We start from the raw sequence: 23027 nt of genomic DNA, 5'->3' as shown, positions 1-23027 counted from the left end.
CGGTCATTTGCCCCCTCTATAGTGATTTTCGTCACAATTTGGTTTGTATTGCTGTTTGGCCCGCCTCGCGGCACCGCCCCGAAGACGCGAAAAGGCGCCGCGGCCGGGAGGTTTCCCCGACCGCAGCGCCGCTGCGAGGCAATGATTCAGACGCTGCGCGCCCGGTCCTCGTACGCCTTGCGCTTGTCCGCGTCGACGTCGTCGAGGAACGCGTGACCCGAGCCGAGCACCCGGCCGAGGCCGTCGCCGATCGCCTCCGGCAGCAATCCGACCAACTGCGAGACGATGCCGGCCACCGCGGTCACCCGCACCTTCGACTTCGGCGCGACGATCAGCCCCACGATGGCGGCGGCGATCTCCTCCGGCTCGGCCGGACGCAACAGCTTCGGCGCGGTAACGCCCGCGCCGAGTTCGGTGTTGGTCAGCGTCGGCAGCACCGAGGAGAAGCGAACGCCTGAATCCCGGTACTCCTCGCGCAGCGTGTCGGTGAAGCCGAGCACTGCGTGCTTGCTCGCGTTGTAGGTGGCCAGGCCGGGGATGTGCGTCTCGCCGGCGAGCGAGGCGATATTGATGACGTGGCCGCTCTTGCGCGGCAGCATCCTGGCCAGGCCGAGCTTGGAGCCGAGAATTACACCGTAGACATTGATGTCGAGGATTCGCCGGGTGATCTGATCCGGCTCGTCGACCAGTTTGCCGGTCGGCATGATGCCCGCGTTGTTGACGAGCACATCGATCGGGCCGACGGTGCGCTCGACCTCGTCGAGGAAGCTCTCGAAGGAGGCCGGATCGGTGACGTCGAGCCTGCCGTAGAGCTCGAAGCCGCGGGCGGTGCCTGACTCCTTGACGGTGGCCTCGTCGATATCGCCGATCGCGATCTTGGCGCCGAGCGCCTGCAGCGCGGTGGCGGTAGCCAGTCCGATGCCGCGGGCGCCGCCGGTGATAACGACGACTTTGCCGCGAATCTTCGACGTGTCTGTCACTTGTTGTCTCCCTTGAGCTTCAGAACGGCGGGCAGGTCGATGCGGCGCAGGCCGCGGGCACCGGCCGCGCGCATGGCGCCGAGTGCGAAGAGCAGCTTCGGCATCGAGTACGGGTACCAGAACAGTTCCTTGTCCTGGGTCGGCAGCATCGGCGCGGTGATCGCCTGCTGACGGCAGTACTTGCGGACGCCGTTGGCGCCGCCCCAGCGCGCGCCGACGCCGGACTGGCCCCAGCCGCCCATCGGCAGCGCGAAGTTGAACAGGTTGCTGAAGACGTCGTTGATGTTCACTGCGCCCGCGTTGAGCTGCCTGGCGACCCGCTCGCCCCGGTCCTTGTCGCCGGTCCACACCGACGCGGACAGCCCGTAGATCGAATCATTGGCCAGCCGAACGGCTTCCGCCTCGTCGGCAACCTTCATCACCGGCAGGGTCGGCCCGAAGGTCTCCTCGGTGACGCAGGACATGGTGTGGTCGACGTCGACGAGCACGGTCGGCTCGAACGCGGTGCCGAACCCGGCCCGCTTGCCGCCGGTGAGCACCCTCGCCCCGGCCGCGACGGCCTCATCGACGTGGCGCTGCACGATGTTCGTCTGGTTCTCGTTGGCCAGCGCGCCGACGTCGTGCTTGGACTCGCGACCGTCGATGCCCTGGCGCAGCGCCTGCACGTTCGCGGTCAGCTTGGCCACGAACTCGTCGTAGACCGGCGCCTCGACGTACACCCGCTCCACCGAGATACACACCTGCCCGGAGTTGAACATGCCGCCGAACGCGATGCCGTGCGCGGCACGATCCAGGTCGGCGTCGGCAAGCACGATCGCCGGATCCTTGCCGCCGAGTTCCAGGCTGTACGGGACCATCCGCTCGGCGCAGGCGACGGCAATCTTGCGGCCGGTCGCGGTCGAGCCGGTGAATTGGATGTAGTCGGCGTTCCCGACGACCGCGCCGCCGGTCGCGCCGGCGCCGGTGACCACCGCGAAGACCGGCGGTGCGCCGATTTCGGCCCAGCCCCTTGCCATTTCGAGCGCGGAAAGCGGCGTCACCTCGGACGGCTTGAGAATGACCGCGGCACCGGCGGCCAGCGCGGGGAACACGTCGAGCGCTGGCATGGCGACAGGGAAGTTCCACGGGGTGATCACGCCGACGACCGGATAGGGCTTGTAGGCGGTGGTCAGCTTCTTCACCCTGGCCAGCGGGCTGTGCGGCGACGGGTGGTCGTCGGCGAGGAACTTGGCGGCGCGGCGTGCGTAGTAGCCGATCAGGTCGGTCGCGAACGCGGGATCGATGAGCGAGTCGACGCGCGGCTTGCCCGTCTCGGACTGCACCACGTCGGCGACGGTGTCGGTGTTGTCGATCAGCCAGTCCTGGAACTTCAGCAGCCATTCCTTGCGGCCGTTCGGGCCGATGGCCTCCCACTCCGGCTGGTACAGCCGCAGCTCGCGGACCTTGGCCGCGACCTCGTCGGCGCTGGCCACCGGCACCGTTCCGACGATCGCGCCGGTGCCTGGATTGCGCACCTCGATGACGGCGGGACCTTCGGCCACCGGCTCCGGGCGCACCGGCGCCGCTGCCTTTTTCGCGGCCGTCTTCCGCGGCGGTGTCTTCTTGGTCGCGCCGGGCGCTGGGTCGGTATTGGTCACGCTGTTCTCCCACTGACGTTGTGCTGTGAACCGCATGGGCTGACGGATGTGAATCAGGCCACTGAACTATGATCGTGACACAATGTGAGGGGAGTTTCTTGGCCCAGTTTGTCAATCGGGCTGAGCAAATTTGTGCTCAAAGAACAAATCGGAGGAGTTGTGACCGCCGCATCACCCGAACGTGTCGGACCCAACAGCGAAGTGGTCCGCGACTGGCTGGCCGAGTACGTCTACGAGACGATGCGGACCGAGACGCTCGAGCAGATCGTTGACCGGCTCGACAGCGCGATCATCGCCAGCGTCCCTGAACTCGCCGACCGTGACGTTCGCCGCGATCTCGCCGCGAGCACGCGCGCGCACGCCAGGGTCATGTTGAGCGGAATCACCAGCGACACTTTCGATTTCGCGCTGCCGGAAGAGGCGCATACCTTCGCTCGCACGATCGCGCGGCGCGGATTCGAACTGCGCATGCTGCTGCGGACATATCACGTCGGCATGGAAGCGGTGCTCGACTACATGACCGAGGCCATCGATCAGCGGCAAGCCCCGCAGGAGATCGAGCGGGCGGTGCTGCTGCGGATGTTCGAGCGGGCGACGAAGTGGGTCAGCATGTCGGTCGAATTGCTCACCGACACCTACATGGCCGAGCGCGAGCGAGTCCTGCGGGCGGCGCTCAACCGGCGCACCGAGACCATCCGCGCGCTGCTGGCCGGTGACGAACTCGACCTCGACCAGGCCTCGGCCCGGCTCGGCTACCGGCTCACGCAGCGGCACATCGCCTTCGTGTTGTGGACCGACGAGAGCGAATCGGGCAGCGGGGACGGTGAAGTCGGCGGACTGCTCGAGCGAGTCGCCACCCGGGTGGCAACCGAGATCGGCAACGGCCGAGTGCTCACCGCGGCGTCCGGGTCGAGCGGCATGTGGGCATGGGCCGGACTCGATGACCTACCCGGCGCCGATCCTGCCCGCATCGAGCAGGAGCCCGGCGCGTTGGAGCGGGTCGCCGCCGGGTTGGTCGAATCGCCGGTCCGGATCGCCTTCGGCGTGCCGGCGGGGCAGGTCGCCGGATTCCGGCAGAGCCATCGCGAGGCGGTGGCCGCCAGGCAGGTCGCCGAGCGCGGCCCGGCGGGATCGGCACGTGTCATCGGCTATCGCGAGGTGGAGATCGCCTATCTGGCCGGTGCCGACGACACGGCGATGCGCGGCCTGATCGGCCGGGAATTGCGCACACTGTCCGGATCGGATCCGAACGCGGCGCGGCTGCGCGAGACGCTGCACGCTTATCTGAAAAGCCATCGCAGCCCCGAGGCCACGGCGAAACTGCTTGGGGTGCACAAGAATACGGTTCGCTACCGGATCCAGCGCATCGAGGAACTACTCGGTCACCCGATCGAGCAGCGCAGCTTGGCATTGGAGGTAGCGCTTGCCTGCGTCGCCGCCTACGGGGTAGCCGCGCTGCCCTGAATTCAGGCAGTGATCAGTCGGTCGTCGTCTCGCCAGCGGCGACGCGGCGCAACGGCGGTTCCGTCGGCGCGGCGACCGGGCGATCGGGTAGGTCCGCGAGCAGCTGCGTGGTGGCCGCGGCGATGGCCGTGACGGCCTTGTCGACGGCGACCTTGGTGGTGGAACTCAGGCCGGACACACCACCGACCGTGCGCACGTACTGCAGTGCGGCAGCATAGATTTCCTGCTCGGTAGGGGCAGGTTCCAGGCCGCGAAGGAGGGTGATGTTACTGCTCATGCGAGCACAGTAGCTCTCGCGCACGGTATGCGGCAGGGCAAGAAAGCTCCCGGTATGAAATTCGCTTCGCGCCGACAGCGCGCGCGACGGTCCCGGCATTCGCGAATAGGGGACGAGCAAATCCGGCGCGCCAGCGGGGACACGCAGAATTCGCCTCATTACACAGGCTCTTCCAAGATCTATGGGGAACACTGGTGGCATGCCTGCCCGCGGTGTACCCACGTTGACGACCTTCCCGTACGAGGAGCTGGATCAGCGCGAAGAGGACCACTGGTCCGGCGCCGCGGTCGCCGATGACGAATTACGGGCGCTCGCTCTCGGCGCCTTCTACTCCGCGCGCTGGGACGCCTTTCACGATGCGCTGCTGCTCGGCCCGGAGCGCGAGCATCCGCTCGGCGACCGCCGCGAGCTCGCCATCGACACGCTCACCGGTGCGTGGGGCATCACCGACGCGACCGAGGCGCAGGCCTCGATGGAGCAGTTGCTGGACGGCATGCACGCGCCGCTGTACGCACTGGTCCACCCGTTGGTGATGGCCTCGATCAATGCCAGCGAGCGGGACCGGTTCGGCGAGCGCGCCGATCGGCACCGGGCGTTCCTGCGGCAGGTCGGCTCGTTCCGCGGCATGGACAACCCGGAGGCGCTGGTCCGCGACTACGACATCTGGTCCCAGGCCATCAAGATCGGCTTCACCGATCACCTCGCCCGCCCGCTGCCCAGCGATATCCACGCGTGGGACCTGGCCCGCGTTGTCGCCGTCGCGCGGATGGCGTTCACCGCCGGATATCTGGACGCCGACCTGGCCTGGGACTATCTGGCCAGGGCACTGCCCATCGCACAGGCCAAGTACCGCAACTGGCGTCAGTTCGGCGACGCCTACCTGACCGGCTGGACCTACTGGCAGGCGTGCGAAGACCTCGCCGAACTGAAGAACGGCGGCGTCGACCGCCGGATGGAACTGCTGCGCCTGTGGACGCGCCCGACCAGCCCGTGGCGGCGGATCAGCCTGACCGTGCCGCCGGTGGTGCAGGCCTGATCGGCTAGCCGCCGTCGGGCAGGGAGCGCAGGATGCCGCGGCCGTAGCGCTGGAACTGGGCGTCGTCGACCATGCCGAGCGAGTGCCGCTCGACCAGCAGCTCCCACTCCGAATACAGCTGGGCCACACCGGGATCGGCCGGACCGGCACCGCCGTCGGCGGAATCGCGGCGCACGGCGAAATTCACCGCGAGGGTGACGCGCTCGGTGTCGGCTCGATCGCTGCCGGTGAAATGCAGCGTGATGTTGCCGTCGTGCACATCCATCCCGGTCTCGCCGCGGGTCGCGCCGATCTCACCGGCCACCACCGGCGTGCCGTCGGTATTGCGGGCCCACAGCACGGCGGGGATGGGAAATTCGTGCGCGTAGCGGTCGCCGGTGCCGATCGAGATGAACAGCAGCCGCCCGGTGGTCGCGGCGAGCAGGCCGGGGCCGCTACCCGCTGGCTTGTGCGCGACGGCGATCGCGGTTTCCAGGACGTATTCGTCCGGTGTGACGTATCGGTGCAGCGCGGCGATGGCCGACTTCGCCTCGCGGTGCGGCGCCATCCGGCGCACGGCGCGGTCGACGTCGGCGCGGGTCGGGCCGGACTTGCCCCAGGTCGGAGCGGGCGGGTTCAGATCGGGGGCGGCCACGTCGATGCGCTGGGTCGCCAGGATCTGGCCGTTGATCCGGTCGACGATCTCGGTCGCCGCGGGCACGTCGTGTTCGGCGATGAGGACGGGCAGGGGAGTGCGGTCAGCGGGCACACCGGTCAGCACGGGCGTTGGGTATCTCAGGTATATCTCGATGACAACGGCGTCGTCGGCGCGGCGATTCAACCGGACCTTCAGTAAGTCCGAGATCGGTACGTCGAGCACCCGTTCGCCATCGGAGCCAGGTCGAAGGACGATCAATCGTCCGCGGCCGTGACGCACTATCGCTGTGGGTGTCCGTAGCTCAACTATGTCCATACCCCCTGCGCTCTGTTGGGTTTACGGTGCTCGCGGTGAACTACTACGTGGTTACGCAAGCTACCGCCTTCGGGCCCGTCGCTCGCACCGCGGTGTTGTGTCGTCGCTCACGATAGGCCGAACATGCCATGATTGTGACCACTTGGAGTAACCCGGACCGGGGTCTTCGGGAACCACCGAGGTCCCTTGGCCGTTTACCCCTTTAACTGCACCTGCAGCCGAACTGCGCGATGTATCGACTAGACCGTACGCGGTAACGTGGCATGTCCGCATCCGAACCCTCCCGGAGCCGGACGCGCCCGACGCATCGCTAGCAAGAACCCGGAGACACCGGAAAGGACTGGCCGGACCGGCCGACGCTCTATGAACCGCAAGACTGTGTTTCGCACCCTGGCCATAGTCTCGGGCATCTTGCTCGTGATCTATGCGTTCAGCTACTTCGGCAACGACACGCGCGGCTGGAAGAACGTCGATACGTCCGTCGCGTTGAGCCAGCTGAACGACAAAGCCAACGTCAAGAATGTTCAGATCGATGATCGTGAACAGCAACTGCGCATCGAGCTGAAGAACGGCAACGACGCGACCGGTGGTCAGAGCAAGATCATCGCGAAGTACCCCGGTGGCAGTGAGACTTCCAGCAAGGTCTTCCAGGCCGTGGAGAATTCCGGCGCCTCCTACAACACCGTGGTCAAACAGGACAGCTGGCTCACCCAGATCCTGCTGTTCGTGCTGCCGATGATCGTCCTGTTGGGCCTGTTCGTCTTCGTCATGGCCCGCATGCAGGGCGGTGGTCGCGGCGGCATGATGGGCTTCGGTAAGTCCAAGGCCAAACAGCTGTCCAAGGACATGCCCAAGACCACGTTCGGTGATGTGGCCGGTGCCGACGAGGCGGTCGAAGAGCTCTACGAGATCAAGGACTTCCTGCAGAACCCGGTCCGCTACCAGGCCCTCGGCGCGAAGATCCCGAAGGGCGTTCTGCTGTACGGCCCGCCGGGAACCGGTAAGACGCTGCTCGCGCGTGCGGTCGCCGGCGAGGCGGGCGTGCCGTTCTTCACGATCTCCGGTTCGGACTTCGTCGAGATGTTCGTCGGTGTCGGCGCGTCCCGCGTGCGTGACCTGTTCGAACAGGCCAAGCAGAACAGCCCGTGCATCATCTTCGTCGACGAGATCGACGCGGTCGGCCGCCAGCGCGGCGCTGGCCTCGGCGGCGGGCACGACGAGCGTGAGCAGACGTTGAACCAGCTGCTCGTCGAGATGGACGGCTTCGGCGATCGCACCGGCGTCATCCTGATCGCGGCGACCAACCGCCCCGACATCCTCGACCCCGCGCTGCTGCGCCCTGGCCGGTTCGACCGGCAGATCCCGGTCGGCAACCCTGACCTGGCCGGCCGCCGCGCCATCCTGCGGGTGCACTCGCAGGGCAAGCCGATCTCGCCCGACGCCGACCTCGACGGTCTGGCCAAGCGCACCGTCGGCATGTCCGGCGCCGACCTGGCCAACGTGATCAACGAGGCCGCGCTGCTCACCGCACGCGAGAACGGCGCCGTCATCACCGGCGACTCGCTCGAGGAGTCGGTGGACCGCGTCGTCGGTGGCCCGCGCCGCAAGAGCCGGATCATCAGCGAGCACGAGAAGAAGATCACCGCGTACCACGAGGGCGGCCACACCCTGGCCGCCTGGGCGATGCCGGATATCGAGCCCGTCTACAAGGTGACCATCCTGGCCCGCGGCCGCACCGGCGGCCACGCCATGACGGTGCCCGAGGACGACAAGGGCCTGATGACCCGCTCGGAGATGATCGCCCGCCTGGTGATGGCGATGGGCGGCCGCGCGGCCGAGGAACTGGTGTTCCACGAGCCGACCACCGGCGCGTCCTCCGATATCGACCAGGCCACCAAGATCGCTCGCGCGATGGTGACCGAATACGGCATGAGCTCGCGCCTCGGCGCGGTGCGCTACGGCCAGGAGGCCGGTGATCCGTTCCTCGGTCGCTCGATGGGCCAGGCCTCCGATTACTCGCACGAGGTCGCCGGTGCCATCGACGAGGAGGTGCGCAACCTGATCGAGGCCGCGCACACCGAGGCGTGGGCCATCCTCAACGAGTACCGCGACGTGCTCGACGTACTGGCGACGGCGCTGCTTGAGAAAGAGACTTTGCACCGCAAGGAACTCGAAACCCTGCTCGCCGCGGTGCAGAAGCGGCCGAGGATCACCGCGTTCAACGACTTCGGCGATCGCGTGCCCTCGAACAAGCCGCCGGTGAAGACCCCGGGCGAGCTGGCGCTCGAGCGCGGCGAGCCGTGGCCGCCGCCGGAGCAGATCCCGGCACCGCTGCCGGCCGGGGTGGCTCAGCCCGCCAACGGTTATCCGGAGGAGGGCGGCTACACCGCGTCGCCGCAATACGGTTACCCGGCACCGCCCGCGACCGGTTACCCGGTGCCGCAGGGACCAGCGCAGGGCAACTACCCGCAGCGCGGTGGCACGCACGGCTCGCGGCCGGACTACGGCGCTCCTGCCGGTTGGTCGGCCCCGGGCTGGCCGCCGCGCGACGAGCAGCAGCAGCCGGGTCAGCCGAGTGGCTGGACCGAGCCGCAGCAGCGCCAGGGCTACCAACCCCCGTGGGGTCCGCAACAGGGTGGCCCGCAGGACGGCGGCTACGAACGCGGCAACTACGGCGACCGCCCCGGCTACGACGAGCAGGGCCGCCCCAACCCGAACGGCGAGGGCGACAACAGCGAGTGGGATGGACCGAACAACGGTCGGCACTGAAGCAGGGCGGCGCTCGCGCGACCTTCCCGGTCGTGCGAGCCGCCGCCTCCGGGCCTATTGCTCGCGCCGCGAGCGGTGACGATTAGGCTCGACCATCGGGGTGCCGAGTAATTGCCGGGACCCGAGATTTTGGAGGTGTCCTCGATTGTCGGCCAACAATCACCTCGGCGGCCACACGCTCGCCGATTCGGACGGTGTTGACGAGAACGGTTCCGGCAACGGCGTGACCAGGCAGGAGCTCATCGCTCTCGAAACTGGTCAACCGTTCGACCAGGCTAGGGCCGAAGCCGCGGTTCGCGAGTTGCTGCTCGCTGTCGGCGAAAATCCCGACCGCCCCGGTTTACTCGATACGCCCGCCCGCGTCGCCCGCGCCTACCGGGAAATGTTCGCCGGGCTCTACGTCGAGCCGGACGCGGTGCTGAACACCACCTTCGACGAGGGGCACCAGGAACTGGTGGTGGTCCGCGATATCCCGATGTACTCCACCTGTGAACACCATCTGGTGTCGTTCCACGGTGTCGCGCACGTCGGCTACATCCCCGGCAAGCATGGCCGGGTCACCGGGCTGTCCAAGCTGGCCCGTGTCGTCGATCTGTACGCCAAGCGCCCGCAGGTGCAGGAGCGACTGACCAGCCAGATCGCCGACGCGGTGATGCGCAAGCTCGACCCGCGCGGCGCCATCGTCGTGATCGAGGCCGAGCACCTGTGCATGGCCATGCGCGGCATCCGCAAGCCGGGCGCGAGCACCACCACCTCGGCGGTGCGCGGCCTGCTCCAGTCAAGTCCGTCCTCGCGCTCCGAGGCTCTCGATCTCATTCTCCGGAAGTGAACGAGGACCAGATGATCGCAGGTGGGCGCAGCTTCGCGCGTGGCGGTCGCTCCTGTGTGGTGATGGGCGTCGTCAACGTCACCAGTGATTCGTTCTCCGACGGCGGCCGCTACCTCGATCCCGACCTCGCCATCGCGCACGGCGTCGAGTTGTACGCGGCAGGCGCCGACCTCATCGACATCGGCGGCGAGTCGACCAGGCCGGGCGCGGCGCGGATCGACCCGGAAACCGAGGCGCGGCGGGTCGTTCCGGTGATCAGCGGATTGGTCGCGGCAGGCGTGCCGACCAGCGTCGACACCATGCGGGCCAGCGTGGCCGAGGCCGCGCTCGCGGCGGGAGTCTCGGTGGTGAACGACGTGTCCGGCGGCCGCGCCGATCCGGACATGGTGAAAGTCGTTGCCGCCGCGGATGTCCCGTGGATCCTCATGCACTGGCGGGCGGGCGCGGACTACCGCCACACCGGCCCGGCCGACCACTATGACGACGTGGTCGCCGAGGTGCTCGCCGAGCTGACCGCCCAGGTTGACCTGGCCGTCGCCGCGGGCGTCGACCCCGCTCGGCTGATTCTCGATCCAGGCCTCGGCTTCGCCAAGAACGCCGAGCACAACTGGGCGTTGCTCGGCGCGCTGCCCGAACTGGTCGACAACGGACTGCCGATCCTGATCGGCGCCTCCCGCAAACGCTTCCTCGGCGCGTTACTCGCCGACGACTCGGGCCCGCGCCCGCCCGACGGCAGGGAGACCGCCACCGCGACCGTCTCGGCGCTGGCCGCCATGCACCGCGCCTGGGGCGTGCGCGTGCACGATGTGCGCGCCTCGCTGGACGCCATCACCGTTACCGACGCCTGGCAGGCCGCCGCCAGGTCCAACCAGCCGAGCTCGCAAGGAGCCCATCGATGAGTGCAATCCCGGCCAACGCCGAGCAGGTTGCGCCGCAGCAGGATTCGTCGATCCAGCGCGGCGCCGACCGGATCGAGCTACGCGGGCTGCGGGCGTTCGGTCATCACGGGGTGTTCGATCACGAACGCCGCGACGGCCAGGAATTCGTCGTCGACCTGACCGTGTGGGTCGACTTCGCCGCCGCCGCTGCCTCCGACGACCTGGTCGCCACCGTGCATTACGGCGAACTCGCCGAGAACGCCGTGCGGATCATCGAGGGCCAACCGCGCGACCTCATCGAGACCGTGGCCTCGGAGATCGCCGACGACGTGATGACCGATCCGCGCATCACCTCGGTCGAGGTGGTCGTGCACAAGCCGTCCGCGCCGATCCCGCACGCCTTCGCCGACGTCCGAGTGGTCACCTCGCGGCACCGCGGGGAGCCCGCGTGAGTAAGCGAGCCATCCGTGCGGCGGCCCGAGGAGCGCGGTCGTGAGCCGCGCCGTGCTGTCCATCGGTTCCAACATGGGCGACCGGCTCGCGCATCTGCGCAGCGTGGTCGCCGGTTTCGGTGATCGGGTCGTCGCCGTGTCACCGGTGTACTCGACCCCGCCGTGGGGCGGCGTCGAACAGGACGACTACCTCAATGCCATTGTCGTGGTCGAGGATCCGGAGCTTGGCGCGCTCGACTGGCTGCGCCACGGCCAGCGGCTCGAGCGGGCCGCCGATCGGGTCCGCGAAGTGCGCTGGGGCGCACGGACACTCGATGTCGACGTGATCTGGTGCGCCGAGCGCGTGCACGGCGAGCTGGTACCCGTCCGCAGCACGGACCCGGAACTGACCTTGCCGCATCCGCAGGCGCATCATCGCGCGTTCGTCCTGGTCCCGTGGCTGGACGTGGCACAGGACGCGATGCTCGAGGTCGACGGCAGCGTGCGGGCGGTCACGGACCTGCTCGACGAGCTGTCCGCCGCCGAACGCGCGGGTGTGCGGCGGACCGAGCTATCGCTGGCACCCGCCGCCGAAGGATCGGCCCCGTGCAGCTGAAACCGACGCGAATCCTGGACCTGGTGGCGAACGTGGTGATCGCCGCCATCGTCGCGTGGGTCGCGACGCGGATGGCCTACAACAGCTTTCCGCCGATCTCGACCTACGCGGGCGCGTCGCTGTATCCGGTCGCGGCCATCGAGGCGGTGCTCGGGTTCGTGATCCGGGCCAGGGTCAACGACAACGAGCTCGGCAACGGCAGGCATCAGTTGCATCCGATCACCGCGGCCCGCGCGGTCGCGCTGGCCAAGGCGTCGCTGCAGGTCGGTTCGATCGCCGCTGGTGTGTGGCTCGGGTTCCTCTGCTGGGTCTTCCCGCAGCGGGGCACCCTCGGCGCGGCCGCCGCGGACAGTCCAGGCGCGATCGTCGGGATGCTGGCGGGGGTGGCTTTGGTTGCTGCGGCCCTGTGGCTCGAGTATTGCTGCCGGGCTCCCGAGGACCCGACCGACGATCCGGCTACTACATAGCAAATATCGGACTCGGAATTGCCGCGCGGAGTTGTGGGCGTGACGAGTCGATCAAGCTACCCTGGCGAGCATGGTTTCACCCTCCCGTACCAGCACTTCCCGTCGACGGCGGGACGACGCGGGAAAACTGTTCATCGGCGTATTGATTCTGCTCGGGCTGGTTGCCAGCGTTTTCCTGGTCTTCAGCAACAGCTTGCAGTTCGTGCGGATCGGCTTGGTCGCCGCGCTCTGGGCGGCGGTCATCGGGGCGTTAGCTGCGACTAGGTATCGCAAGGAAGCGACGATCGACAAGGCCAAGGTTCGCGACCTGCAGACCGTTTACGAGTTGCAGCTAGAGCGCGAGGTCACCGCCCGGCGCGAATTCGAGCTCGGCATCGAGGCCAGAGTACGCGAGGAAGTCGGCGCCGACGCCACCGAATTGGCCGCGCTGCGCGCCGAGCTCACCGTGCTCCGGACCAGTCTGCAGCGGCTTTTCGACGGCGAGCTGCCGATGGATCGACCCGCGCTGCGCGCCGACGCGACCCGGATTCAAGAGCTGCCCAGCGCGGTCGGCGAACCGGCGAACAATAGCTCCGCGAATGCCGGACCCTGGTCCGTACCGTCGAATCAGCAAACGCGCAGCACAGTGACCCCGGTGTTCGTTCCCGAGCATCCCGAGCCGCCGCTGTTCGCCAGTCCCTTCGATGACCCGGTCACCGCCGAGACCGCCGCGGTCTCCCTCGAACACGACGAGGACGAGGCCGAAGCCGCCGAGACCGACGACAGTCGCGACGACGATGCGGAGCAGTCCGCGTCCGGTTGGGCCGACGCCTTCACCGAGGGACCGGTCATCCAGCCCGCGCCCGCACCGAAGTTCGCGCCCAAGCCGACGCCGAAGCCCGCCCCGTCATATCAGGCGGCCCGGCCGACGGCCTGGCCGACGACGGAGAGCCCGACGGTCGGCACCGCGAGTTCGCGCAGGCGCCGTCGCGCCGAGGCCGACCCGGACTCCGATATGCCCGAGCGTCGGCTTTCGGTCGCCGAGATCATGGCCAACCTGCAATCGGAGGAGAAGAGCCGCGACCGGCGGTGATTGGACACTGCGGTGTGAGCGACGGGCCCGGAGGCGGTAGCGGAGCGTGACCACGTAGGGACCCGTGAACGCCGCCAATTGGACACTGCGGTGTAAATCACTGCCCGGGGCAATGGCACTGGCAAACATCGGGCCGATATTCTCGATGACGTACGTCTGGTACCCGCACGGCGGGACTGGAACGAAATCGAGAGGACACTGTTGACCTCGAGCAGCGTGAATCCTGACGACGCGTCTTCGGGCTACCCCGCTTCGAGCGACCCGCAATCGGTCGTCGGCGACCTCGCGCCCGCACGCCTGACGGTAGGCATCGTCTCGGCGGGACGCGTCGGCTCCGCATTGGGCGTCGCACTCGAACGCGCCGGACACGTGGTGTTCGGCGTCGCCGCGATCTCCGAGGCCTCGGTGCGCCGCGCGCAGAACCGGCTGCCCGATTCCCAGATCCTGCCGGTCGAGGACGTCGCCGCGCGCAGCGAGCTGTTGCTGCTCGCCGTGCCCGATACCGAGCTCGCCGGTTTGGCACGCGGCCTGGCCAGCGCGAAGGTGGTCCGGCCAGGCACGATCGTCGCGCACACCTCCGGTGCCAACGGAGTCGGCGTGCTCGCCCCGCTCGCCGACATCGGTGCCATGCCGCTGGCCATTCACCCCGCGATGACCTTCACCGGCCACGACGAGGACATAATCCGCTTGGGCAACGCGTGTTTCGGCATCACCGCCGCCGACGAGATCGGCTATGCCATCGCGCAGGCGCTGGTGATCGAAATGGGCGGCGAGCCGGTCCGGGTGCAGGAGCACAACCGCGCGCTCTACCACGCCGCCCTCGCGCACGGCAGCAATCACCTGGTCACGGTGATCGTGGATGCCCTTGCCGCACTTCGTATCTCGCTGGAGGGGCCGGGATTGCTCGGCCAGCAGATCGTCGACGATCAGCCCAACGGGCTTGCCGAACGGCTGCTCGCGCCGCTCGCCTCCGCCGCGCTGGACAACGCGCTACGGCGCGGGCAGTCCGCGCTCACCGGCCCGGTGGCCCGCGGCGACGCGGACGCCGTCGCCGCGCACCTGACCGCACTGGAATCCGTCGACCCGCGCCTGGCCGAGGGCTATCGCGCGATGTCGCTGCGGACCGCCGAGCGGGCCGGCACCAACCCCGCCGTCATCGAGCTGCTGAAAGGGCGCTGATGTTCGATCCGAAATTGCGTGGCGCCTATAAGCCCGGTGAACTCACCGTGCACCACGACCCCGCCGTGATTACCCAGGTGTCCAACGCTTTGCGCAGCGTCGGCCGCACCGTCGCGCTGGTGCCGACGATGGGCGCGCTGCACGAGGGCCATCTGGAAATCGTGCGGCTGGCCAAGCGGAACAACCAGGTCGTCATCGTCTCGATCTTCGTGAATCCCTTGCAGTTCGGCGCGAACGAGGACCTGGACAGTTACCCGCGCACCCTGGACGCCGATGTCGCGCTGCTGCGCGAGGAGGGCGTCGGGCTGGTCTTCGCGCCGAGTGTCGCCGACATGTATCCGGACGGCCCGCGCACCACCGTGCACCCTGGCCCGATCGGTGCCGAGCTCGAAGGTGCAAGCAGGCCAACGCATTTCGCGGGCATGCTGACCGTGGTCGCCAAGCTGCTGCAGATCGCGCGGCCGACCGAGGCGTACTTCGGCGAGAAGGACTACCAGCAGCTCACGCTGATCAGGCAGCTGGTCCGGGACCTGAACTTCGATGTCGCCATCAAGCCGGTGGCCACCGTGCGCGAGCACGACGGCCTGGCCATGTCCTCGCGTAACCGGTATCTCGATGCGGCACAGCGCGAATCGGCGCTCGGCCTGTCCGCGGCGCTGGCCGCAGGTAAGCACGCGGGCGGCCTCGGCTCCGAAGCGGTGGTCGCCGCGGCCAACCAGGTGCTCGCCGCGGTGCCCGGCGTCGAGGTCGACTACCTCGAATTGCGTTCCACCACTCTCGGCCCCGCTCCCGAGACCGGCAATGCCCGGCTGCTCGTGGCCGCCAGGATTGGCCAGACCCGGCTGATCGACAACGCCGCCGTCACCCTCGGCGCGCCGATCGACGGCCACCCCGACGCCTCCGCCGAGCGGACCTCCCAGCCTGCCTAGGCGACGAACCAACGAAAGGGCGACGCGATGTTGCGCACCATGATGAAGTCGAAGATCCACCGCGCCACGGTGACCCACGCCGATCTGCACTATGTCGGCTCGGTGACGGTGGACCAGGATCTGCTCGATGCCGCCGATCTGCTCGAGGGCGAGCAGGTCTGCATCGTCGACATCGACAACGGCGCCCGCCTGGAGACCTATGTCATCGCGGGCGAACGCGGATCCGGCGTGATCGGCATCAACGGCGCCGCAGCCCATCTGGTCCACCCCGGCGATTTGGTCATCCTTATTGCCTATGGCCAGTTGAACGAGCAGGAAATCGCGGAATACGACCCGAAGGTCGTTTTCGTGGACGAGCGCAATCGCCCGGTCGAACTCGGCTCCGATCCGGCGCACGCGCCCGAAGGTTCCGGGCTGACCTCGCCGCGTTCCCTGTCGTTCGCCTGACCGCCGAGCCGGACATGCTGCTGACAATCGACGTCCGCAATACCAGTATCGTGCTCGGCCTTTTCTCGGGCAGCGGCGAGCATTCGAAACTGGTGCGGCACTGGCGGATCCATACCAATCCGCTGCTTACCGCCGACGAATTCGCCATGCAGGTGCGCGGCCTGATCGGCGCCGAACTCGATCAGGTGATCGGAGTTTCGGCGCTGTCGACGGTGCCGCCGGTGCTGCGTGAACTGCGCACCATGCTGACCCAGTATTGGGGCCACGTGCCGCACGTACTGGTCGAGCCCGGCGTGCGCACCGGCATTCCGCTGCTGGTGGATAACCCGAAAGAGGTTGGCGCGGACCGGATCGTGAACTGCCTCGCCGCCTATCAGCGTTATTCCTCGCCCGCCATCGTCGTGGATTTCGCGACCGCGATCTGTGTCGACCTGGTCTCGGCGAAAGGCGAGTTCCTCGGCGGGGTGATCGCGCCGGGGGTGGAGATTTCGATGGAAGCCGTGGTGGAACGGACCGCGCTGCGCCGGGCCGAGCTGACCAGGCCGCGTTCGGTGCTCGGTAAGAACAGTATGGAATGCATGCAGTCCGGCGCGGTTTTCGGTTTCGCCGGGATGGTGGACGGGCTGATCGATCGGATTCGCGACGAGTTCGAGGCATTTGCCGGTGATGATGTCGCGGTGGTCGCGACCGGCCCGAGCGCGGCGCTGATCGTGCCGGAATCGGAGACCATCGACGAGCACGACCCGTACCTCACGCTGACCGGCTTGCGCCTTGTATACGAGCGAAACCAGCGCCGCAAGGGCGCTGTCTGATTCTCGCGGTGTCGGATTTGTCGCACCGGGCGATGGTTGCCGATACCGCGCGGGATGCTGATACACTCACCACCGTGTATTTCCGCGTGCGCACCCAGGAGTGTTGTCGAGGCTGACCTGGCCTCGACCGATCGAGGCTGACCACCGCCCTCGACCGTTCGCAACCTCCTGGAGATTCGCTCATGCGTTCTTCCGTTCTCTCCCTTTCTTCCGCCCGGGACAGCTATTCGGCTACCCCGCCGCTGGAACGTGCCGTCGCCTCCGCATTGCCGACCCGCCTTCGTCCCGCCGATTTACTGCGGTTGACCGATGAAGGCGCCGAGGACGTTCTGGCCGGGCGCTACGACCACCTGCTTCCGTCCGATGGCATTTGGCCCTCCGACGAACGGTGGGCGGCGCGCCTGCTCACCGATGACGAAGTGGATGTCTGGCTGATCAGCTGGACGCCGGGCAAATCGACCGAACTGCACGACCACGCCGGCTCGCTCGGCGCATTGACCGTGCTCAGCGGCGCGCTCTCGGAATTCCGCTGGAATGGCACCGAGCTACGCCGCCGCATACTCGCCGCGGGCGATCAAGCGTCATTTCCGATCGGCTGGGTGCACGATGTGATGCGTGCCCCTGCGCAGTCCGTGGCAGGCAGCACCCCAGCGTCGTCGATCGACCAAGCACTGCTCGAACCAACGCTCAGCGTGCACGCCTATTCTCCGCCGCTCACCGCCATGTCCTATTACGAGGTCACCGGCCACGGCACCCTGCGGCGCACCCGAACCGTTCTCACCGACCAGCCCGAAGGTGATATGTAATGAGTCGATTGACCATCGATCAGATGCTCGACAACGCGCGGGCCCAGCTGAACCGGATCTATGCCTTCGAATTGCCGCAGGCGCTCGCCAGAGGCGCGATTCTGGTCGACATCAGGCCGCAGGCGCAGCGCGTGCGCGAAGGCGCGTTGCCCGGCGCCCTGGTGATCGAGCGGAATGTGCTGGAATGGCGGCTCGATCCGACCAGTTCGGCCCGCTTGGCACTGGCCACCGATCACGACGTGGAATGGATCGTCGCCTGCTCCGAGGGCTATACCTCCAGCCTTGCCGCGTTCGCGCTGCAGCAACTCGGGCTGCACAGGGCGACCGATCTGGTCGGCGGCTTCCACGCATTGAAGGCGGCGGGGCTACTACACATCGGAATCAGGGCACCGCACTTCGCGCGCGAGGTCGACTCGCTCGCCTCCCTGTAATTACCACATCGCTTCCATCTCGAAACATCCGGGCGCACAAGCGTTTTCGTGCGCCGATCGATGCATGTCCGCTATTTCGCGGCATAACGGACGTGGTAAATCCGGTGTACAACACGGGCCTGGGCCGAGACCGATTCGTTACTCCGTGAAGTAGGCCGGGCGGCCCGCAAAACGTTTTCCGGTGCCCGCTAGGGTTGTTGGATGTGAGCACCAGCAACACTCCCTCGTCCAGCGATCCCGCATCGGATTCGCGGCCTGCCGTGGCGACCGACGCCGACGACGCCCCCGAACAGATACGGATTCGCAAGGAGAAGCGGGAGCGGTTGCTCGCGGACGGCGGTGACGCGTATCCCGTGGTCGTGCCGCGCACGCATACCCTCGCCGAAATTCGCGCCGCATATCCGGATCTGGAGTCCGACACCAAGACGGGGCTGCAGGCCGGTGTCGCCGGACGCGTCATATTCATGCGTAATACCGGCAAGCTGTGTTTCGCGACGCTGCAGGAGGGTGACGGCACCAAGCTGCAGGCGATGATCAGCCTCAACGGTGTCGGCGCCGACGCGCTCGCGGCCTGGAAGACCGATGTCGACCTCGGTGACTTCGTTTTCGTGCACGGCGAGGTGATCTCGTCGCGAACCGGTGAATTGAGCGTCATGGCCGATTCCTGGTTCATGGCAGCCAAGTCGCTTCGTCCGTTGCCGGTGGCGCACAAGGAGATGAACGAGGAGTCGCGGGTCAGGCAGCGCTATGTCGATCTGATCGTGCGTCCTGAGGCCAGGGAAATGGCGCGAACGCGGATCGCGGTGGTGCGCGCGCTGCGCAATGCGCTGGAACGCCGCGGCTTCCTCGAGGTGGAGACGCCGATGCTGCAGACGCTGCACGGCGGCGCGGCGGCCCGGCCGTTCGTCACCCATTCCAATGCCCTCGATATCGATCTCTACCTGCGTATCGCGCCGGAACTGTTCCTGAAGCGCTGCGTGGTCGGCGGGCTGGAGCAGGTCTTCGAGATCAACCGGAACTTCCGCAACGAGGGTTCGGACTCCACCCATTCCCCTGAGTTCGCGATGCTGGAAACGTACGAGGCGTACGGCACCTACGACGACTCGGCCAGGATGACCCGGGAATTGATCCAGGAAGTCGCCCAGCAGGTGTTCGGAACCCAGGTGGTCACCCTCGCCGATGGCACCGAATACGACCTACGCGGCGAGTGGACGACCGTCGAGATGTACCCGTCTCTCTCAGACGCCCTCGGCGTCTCCGTGACACCGGAAACGTCGATCGCCGAATTACGCGAGCTCGCCGATCGGGTCGGTCTGGAAATTCCCGAAGGCAAGGGCTACGGGCACGGCAAACTCGTCGAGGAACTGTGGGAACACCAGTACGGCGACAAGCTGTACGCGCCGACTTTCGTGCGTGACTTCCCGGTGGAGACCTCACCGCTCACCAGGCAACATCGAACCAAGGCCGGGGTCACCGAGAAGTGGGACCTCTATGTCCGTGGCTTCGAGTTGGCAACTGGCTATTCGGAGTTGGTCGATCCGGTGATCCAGCGCGAGCGCTTCGTGGATCAGGCGCGACTTGCCGCGCAGGGTGACGACGAGGCGATGGCGTTGGACGAGGACTTCCTTGCCGCGATGGAGCACGGCATGCCGCCGACCACCGGTACAGGTATGGGAATCGATCGTCTGTTGATGGCGCTGACGGGTCTCGGAATCCGGGAAACAATACTGTTCCCAATTGTGCGACCGGTCACTCGATGACCAGCTGATTGCAAAATCTCCGCCCCGTCTTGGAAAATTTGGAATTCGAGGTATTCTTGCCTCGGGTAATCGGCCTAGTATGCGGGTCGCACGATTTCGAGAGGACGTTCATCTCATGGCAAAGAAGGTCACCGTTAGCCTGATCGACGATGTCGATGGTGAGTCCATCGCGGACGAGACCATCGAGTTTGCGATCGACGGTGTTTCGTACGAGATCGACCTGTCGTCGGCAAATGCCGCGAAGCTGCGCGACGGGCTGGAGGAGTGGGTTTCGAGCGCGCGTCGAGTCAGTGGCCGTCGTCGGGTCAAGGCCGCCGCGACCGCGACGGGTGCCCCGAAGAGCAGGGTCTCGATCGACCGGGAACAAAGTGCAGCAATTCGCGATTGGGCTCGTCGGAATGGACACAAGGTGTCCGCGCGGGGACGTATCTCCGCCGACATCACCGACGCGTACAACAAGGCCGCGAAGGGTTAGTTTCATATTTTTCAGCCGCCGTCCCAGCGAATCGTGCGACGCCGGGGCGGCGGTTTTCTCTTTGTCTGGCGCCTCATAGGCTGCTGGTATAACCGCGCGACGCGATGACACGCTGCATGAGGTGGCGCGCGGATCGATCTTGCTCGTGGTTCCAGGACGCGGCACCATGGAAACGTGCGACGGTCACTGGCGGTATGGAGAGGCGAGGTATCGGCGCAGTGACTGGATTCGTCGGATCATTTTTGCGGTTCCAGGATGACACGGGTCGCCAGCAGGAACTCATGCTCAGCGCCGACCGCGAGCGCGTGACGATCGGGCGCTCACCGCAGGCCGACCTCGCCCTGCCCTGGGACGCCGAGGTGTCGAGGCTGCACGCGGCGATCGAATATCTCGGTGCCCAGTGGACCATCGTCGACGACGGGCTTTCCCGCAACGGCACTTTCGTCAACGGCGACCGACTGGTCGGTCGCCGCAGGCTGATGGCGGGCGACGTCATCCGCGTCGGCACCTCACGGGTGTCCTTCCACGATTTCGGCGGCGTCGCCGACGACATCACCCGCGTCTCCAGCGGGACGGTCCCGCCAAGCTTTCGTCAGCTCACCGAAACTCAGCGTTCGGTGCTGATCGCGCTGTGCCGCCCGTACAAGAACGGCGCCGCCTTCGCCACGCCCGCGTCCAATCAGCAGATCGCCGAGGAATTGTTCCTCAGCGTCGACGCGATCAAGACGCACCTGCGCGCGCTGTTCGCCAAGTTCGGCGTCGAGGACCTGCCGCAGAACGCGAAGCGGGTCCGGCTCGCCTTCCTGGCGATCCAAAGCGGGCTCATCTCCGACCGTGACCTGTGATCCCCGTAGACGATCGCTTAGTCGGCCGAGCGTCTCGGCCATGGAGAGCTGTCTGGAAACCGGCTTGACTTAGCTCCATCAACCGGAGCGATGAGGGCTCCGGCGGGGTTTCCATTCAGGAGGAATTATGACCGCCGCACGTATCGCCGCCTTGGTCGCGGCCACCCTGGCCACCGGCCTGATCGCCGGTCTTTTCTACGGCTACGCGAACTCGGTGATGCCGGCGCTGAATCAGACCGACGACCGCACGATGATCGACGTGATGCAGAAGATCAACGTGGTCATCATCAACCCGGTGTTCATGATCGGTTTCATCGGCACCGTCGGCTTCTCGATTCTTGCGGCGGCGCTGCACCTCGGAAAGGACCAGCGCACCACGCTGATCTGGATCGGAGTGGGCCTTGCCATCAATATCATCGCGTTCGCGGTCACCTCCGGGCTGAATGTGCCGCTGAACGACCAGCTGGCCGCCGCGGGCGATCCGTCGCAGATCGGCGACCTCGCCGCGGTCCGCGCCGACTTCGAATCCACTTGGGTGCGTTGGAATATCGTCCGGGCCGTGCTGCACACGCTGGCCTTCCTTGTGCTGTGCGGCGCGCTGTTCGTCTCGGGTATCCAGCAGGGCAAGGCGACCGCGGCGGCGCCGGGTCCGCAGGTGGCGCATGGGCAATTCCCCGGTCAGTCGGGTGCCCCGGCCAACTGGCAGGGCTAGACACCAACCGCCACAACCAGTTTCGCGACTCGACCCCGCCTGGGCGCACCGCACGGTAGCTTTCTGGAACACGTTCCAGATTTTGGAGGCTACCGTGCGGCGTGTTCCAGGCTTTTCTTTTCTCGTCGTCCTCTTCGCCGCGCTGTGCACCATCGCCGCGAGTCCCGCGCAGGCCGAGCCGTACCCGGTCGACTACAACTTCTTCGGCGGCATCCCCAACGAGCTGCTGCATCCAGGCGGCTCGCTGCCCGGCACCAACGACTGGTCCTGTCGCCCGAGTGCCGCGCATCCGAATCCGGTGGTGCTCGCGCACGGCACCGGCGGTGGGGCACAAACGAATTGGGGGGTATACGCGCCGCTGCTGGCCAACGAGGGCTACTGCGTGTACTCGATGACCTACGGCGCCTACGACCTGCCGTGGCCGATCTCGGCCATCGGCGGCATGCTCCCGATGGAGCAGAGCGCCCCGCAGTTCGCCGCCTTCGTGGACCGGGTGCTCGCCGCGACCGGCGCGCGACGGGTCGACATCGTCGGTCACTCGCAGGGCAATTTCATCGGCAACTACTTCATCAAACGGCTCGGCGGCGCGGCCAAAGTGGACAAAGTGGACAAACTGGTCGCACTCGCGCCGCCATGGCTGGGTTCCGATGTCGCGGGCGCCGGCGAAATCGCGGCCTTCAGCCAGCGTCTCGGCGCGGGTCCCGCCTTCGACGCCATCACCGGATCGCTGTGCCAGGCCTGCCGCCAGGTGCTCGCCGGCTCGGATTTCGTGCGGGCACTGAACGCGGACGGCGTCTACGACCCCGCCGTCACCTACACCAATATCTCGACCAGGCTCGACGAGCTGGTCGTGCCCTACACCTCGGGTCAGGTACCCGGCCCGAACGTCACGAACATCGTGGTCCAGGATGGTTGTGCGCAGGACTTTTCCGAACACGCTGGCATCGCGGGCAGTCCGCGAGCCGCGGCGTACGTGCTCAACGCGCTAGACCCGGCCAACCCGCACGAGGTGCCATGCGGTTTCATCCCGCCGTTCACGGGGTAGCACCCGGGCGAACGGTCATTTCGGACCACGCTCTGTTCGCTGAGGGCAAAACCCGATTCGGAAACGAATCATGCAACGCTCACGTTATGAGTGAATGACCGTGCTGACGCTGGTCGCCAATAGGGTGGACTGGCGGCGGCAGTATCCCCCGCCAACTAGAGTGGAGGCGGGGGCCACG

Annotated in this window: 24 protein-coding genes; 20 read left to right on the top strand and 4 right to left on the bottom strand. The window is 67.0% G+C overall.

The genetic code is table 11. The features are described from left to right. Nucleotides 1–146: 146 nt before the first annotated feature. Nucleotides 147–980: an SDR family oxidoreductase gene (locus OG203_RS22870; RefSeq protein WP_405167635.1), complete on the bottom strand. Its 834-nt coding sequence runs from the start codon at nucleotides 978–980 to the stop codon at nucleotides 147–149. Then, entirely contained in the window at nucleotides 977–2617 is a 1641-nt protein-coding gene (locus OG203_RS22865; RefSeq protein ID WP_405167634.1) for an aldehyde dehydrogenase family protein, read from the bottom strand. The genes OG203_RS22870 and OG203_RS22865 overlap by 4 nt, the downstream gene beginning before the upstream one ends. Before the next feature lie 159 nt (nucleotides 2618–2776). Between OG203_RS22865 and OG203_RS22860 the strand changes: the two genes are divergently transcribed. Beyond that, a complete protein-coding gene (locus OG203_RS22860) occupies nucleotides 2777–4081 on the top strand; it encodes a PucR family transcriptional regulator (RefSeq protein WP_405167633.1) in 1305 nt (434 codons plus the stop codon). A 13-nt stretch (nucleotides 4082–4094) separates the two neighbouring features. On the opposite strand, the gene OG203_RS22855 is transcribed toward OG203_RS22860, so the two are convergent. After that, entirely contained in the window at nucleotides 4095–4358 is a 264-nt protein-coding gene (locus OG203_RS22855; protein ID WP_405167632.1) for a DUF2277 family protein, read from the bottom strand. Between the two features lie 199 nt (nucleotides 4359–4557). On the opposite strand from OG203_RS22855, the gene OG203_RS22850 reads away from it, so the two are divergent. Beyond that, the gene (locus OG203_RS22850; RefSeq protein WP_405167631.1) at nucleotides 4558–5394 is read left to right on the top strand and encodes a DUF1266 domain-containing protein; all 837 of its coding nucleotides are present in this window, start codon (nucleotides 4558–4560) and stop codon (nucleotides 5392–5394) included. A gap of 4 nt (nucleotides 5395–5398) precedes the next feature. Here the strand turns inward: OG203_RS22850 and OG203_RS22845 are convergent, their stop codons facing one another. Continuing rightward, entirely contained in the window at nucleotides 5399–6253 is an 855-nt protein-coding gene (locus OG203_RS22845; RefSeq protein ID WP_405167630.1) for a hypothetical protein, read from the bottom strand. 456 nt (nucleotides 6254–6709) lie between these two features. Here OG203_RS22845 and ftsH point away from each other — a divergent pair, with 456 nt between their 5' ends. The 18 genes from ftsH to OG203_RS22755 all read left to right on the top strand — a co-directional run bounded on the left by ftsH (nucleotide 6710) and on the right by OG203_RS22755 (nucleotide 22849). Beyond that, complete coding sequence (ftsH, locus tag OG203_RS22840; protein WP_405167629.1) at nucleotides 6710–9115, top strand: ATP-dependent zinc metalloprotease FtsH; 2406 nt, start codon at nucleotides 6710–6712, stop codon at nucleotides 9113–9115. A gap of 223 nt (nucleotides 9116–9338) precedes the next feature. Next, a complete protein-coding gene (gene folE / locus OG203_RS22835; protein ID WP_405167963.1) occupies nucleotides 9339–9944 on the top strand; it encodes a GTP cyclohydrolase I FolE in 606 nt (201 codons plus the stop codon). 11 nt (nucleotides 9945–9955) lie between these two features. Then, nucleotides 9956–10843 (top strand): dihydropteroate synthase, encoded by an 888-nt coding sequence (gene folP, locus OG203_RS22830; RefSeq protein ID WP_405167962.1) that lies wholly within the window; start codon nucleotides 9956–9958, stop codon nucleotides 10841–10843. Beyond that, nucleotides 10840–11274, top strand: a complete 435-nt coding sequence (gene folB, locus OG203_RS22825) for a dihydroneopterin aldolase (RefSeq protein ID WP_405167628.1) — start codon at nucleotides 10840–10842, stop codon at nucleotides 11272–11274. Before folP ends, folB begins: the two co-directional genes overlap by 4 nt. A gap of 40 nt (nucleotides 11275–11314) precedes the next feature. Then, nucleotides 11315–11869 (top strand): 2-amino-4-hydroxy-6-hydroxymethyldihydropteridine diphosphokinase, encoded by a 555-nt coding sequence (gene folK, locus OG203_RS22820; protein WP_405167627.1) that lies wholly within the window; start codon nucleotides 11315–11317, stop codon nucleotides 11867–11869. Continuing rightward, on the top strand, nucleotides 11866–12336 hold the full coding sequence (locus OG203_RS22815; RefSeq protein ID WP_405167961.1) for a DUF3180 domain-containing protein: 471 nt from the start codon (nucleotides 11866–11868) through the stop codon (nucleotides 12334–12336). The genes folK and OG203_RS22815 overlap by 4 nt, the downstream gene beginning before the upstream one ends. A 70-nt stretch (nucleotides 12337–12406) precedes the next feature. After that, the gene (locus tag OG203_RS22810; RefSeq protein ID WP_405167626.1) at nucleotides 12407–13408 is read left to right on the top strand and encodes a DUF6779 domain-containing protein; all 1002 of its coding nucleotides are present in this window, start codon (nucleotides 12407–12409) and stop codon (nucleotides 13406–13408) included. A 216-nt stretch (nucleotides 13409–13624) separates the two neighbouring features. Further along, entirely contained in the window at nucleotides 13625–14587 is a 963-nt protein-coding gene (locus OG203_RS22805; RefSeq protein WP_405167960.1) for a Rossmann-like and DUF2520 domain-containing protein, read from the top strand. Then, nucleotides 14587–15516, top strand: a complete 930-nt coding sequence (panC, locus tag OG203_RS22800; protein WP_405167625.1) for a pantoate--beta-alanine ligase — start codon at nucleotides 14587–14589, stop codon at nucleotides 15514–15516. Before OG203_RS22805 ends, panC begins: the two co-directional genes overlap by 1 nt. 27 nt (nucleotides 15517–15543) lie before the next feature. Continuing rightward, nucleotides 15544–15963, top strand: coding sequence for an aspartate 1-decarboxylase (gene panD / locus OG203_RS22795; protein WP_218473015.1), 420 nt, complete (start codon nucleotides 15544–15546; stop codon nucleotides 15961–15963). 14 nt (nucleotides 15964–15977) lie between these two features. Then, a complete protein-coding gene (locus OG203_RS22790) occupies nucleotides 15978–16775 on the top strand; it encodes a type III pantothenate kinase (RefSeq protein ID WP_405167624.1) in 798 nt (265 codons plus the stop codon). 182 nt (nucleotides 16776–16957) lie between these two features. Continuing rightward, nucleotides 16958–17581, top strand: coding sequence for a cysteine dioxygenase (locus tag OG203_RS22785; protein WP_405167623.1), 624 nt, complete (start codon nucleotides 16958–16960; stop codon nucleotides 17579–17581). An 8-nt stretch (nucleotides 17582–17589) separates the two neighbouring features. Beyond that, nucleotides 17590–18012 (top strand): rhodanese-like domain-containing protein, encoded by a 423-nt coding sequence (locus tag OG203_RS22780; protein WP_405167959.1) that lies wholly within the window; start codon nucleotides 17590–17592, stop codon nucleotides 18010–18012. 260 nt (nucleotides 18013–18272) lie between these two features. After that, entirely contained in the window at nucleotides 18273–19772 is a 1500-nt protein-coding gene (gene lysS, locus OG203_RS22775; RefSeq protein WP_405167958.1) for a lysine--tRNA ligase, read from the top strand. Nucleotides 19773–19887: 115 nt separating this feature from the next. After that, nucleotides 19888–20247 carry an Lsr2 family protein gene (locus tag OG203_RS22770; RefSeq protein WP_405167622.1) on the top strand — a complete coding sequence of 120 codons (360 nt, stop codon included), beginning with the start codon at nucleotides 19888–19890 and terminating at the stop codon, nucleotides 20245–20247. 194 nt (nucleotides 20248–20441) lie between these two features. Then, complete coding sequence (locus OG203_RS22765) at nucleotides 20442–21092, top strand: FHA domain-containing protein (RefSeq protein ID WP_405167621.1); 651 nt, start codon at nucleotides 20442–20444, stop codon at nucleotides 21090–21092. A gap of 127 nt (nucleotides 21093–21219) precedes the next feature. After that, complete coding sequence (locus tag OG203_RS22760) at nucleotides 21220–21804, top strand: DUF1772 domain-containing protein (protein ID WP_405167620.1); 585 nt, start codon at nucleotides 21220–21222, stop codon at nucleotides 21802–21804. 94 nt (nucleotides 21805–21898) lie between these two features. Next, nucleotides 21899–22849, top strand: coding sequence for an esterase/lipase family protein (locus OG203_RS22755; RefSeq protein ID WP_405167619.1), 951 nt, complete (start codon nucleotides 21899–21901; stop codon nucleotides 22847–22849). Nucleotides 22850–23027 lie beyond the last annotated feature (178 nt).

The sequence above is a fragment of the Nocardia sp. NBC_01499 genome (assembly GCF_045040275.1).
Classification (GTDB): domain Bacteria; phylum Actinomycetota; class Actinomycetes; order Mycobacteriales; family Mycobacteriaceae; genus Nocardia.
This window is presented reverse-complemented; position numbering and strand designations above follow the sequence as displayed.